The sequence below is a fragment of the Mesorhizobium sp. M7A.F.Ca.US.005.03.2.1 genome (assembly GCF_003997795.1).
GTDB classification, from domain to species: Bacteria; Pseudomonadota; Alphaproteobacteria; order Rhizobiales; family Rhizobiaceae; genus Mesorhizobium; species Mesorhizobium ciceri.
In genome coordinates, this window is record NZ_RZRP01001605.1 from 1 (window position 1) to 464 (window position 464).

The 464-nt window shown below is 64.9% G+C and carries 1 protein-coding gene; it reads left to right on the forward strand.

What is annotated here, in order from left to right; translation table 11 throughout:
• Positions 1-2: 2 nt before the first annotated feature.
• The coding region (locus EN991_RS39400) for an SIS domain-containing protein (protein ID WP_245461221.1) at positions 3-464 on the forward strand (462 nt) is incomplete at its 3' end.

The window sequence follows — 464 nt, forward strand, 5'->3', positions numbered from 1 at the left end:
GCCTGTTCGAGACCTCACTTGAGGAGCTGGGTGGCGTGCTGGCACGCATCGACGAAAGCCGGATCAACGCCGCCTGCAAAACGCTGGCCGGCGCGCGACAGATCGTCGTCTATGGCTGCGGCCGCGAGGCCTTGCAGTTCAAGGGTTTTGCCATGCGGCTCTACCATTTGGGCCTGCCGGTTTCCGTGGTCGGCGACATGAACACGCCGCCGCTGGGGCAGGGCGATGTCTTCCTGGTCAGTTCCGGGCCGGGAGAAACCTCGACCGTGCTGACCCTGATGCAGGTCGCGCGCCAAGCAGGTGCAACCAATCTCCTGCTGACCGCCCAGGCCGAAGGCAGCGCGGCAAGGCTTGCCGACTTCACGCTGCTCATTCCCGCGCAGACCATGGCCAACGATCAGGGGGCGCAAAAAACATCGGTCCTGCCGATGGGCTCGGTGTTCGAAGGCGCGCTGTTCCTGCTG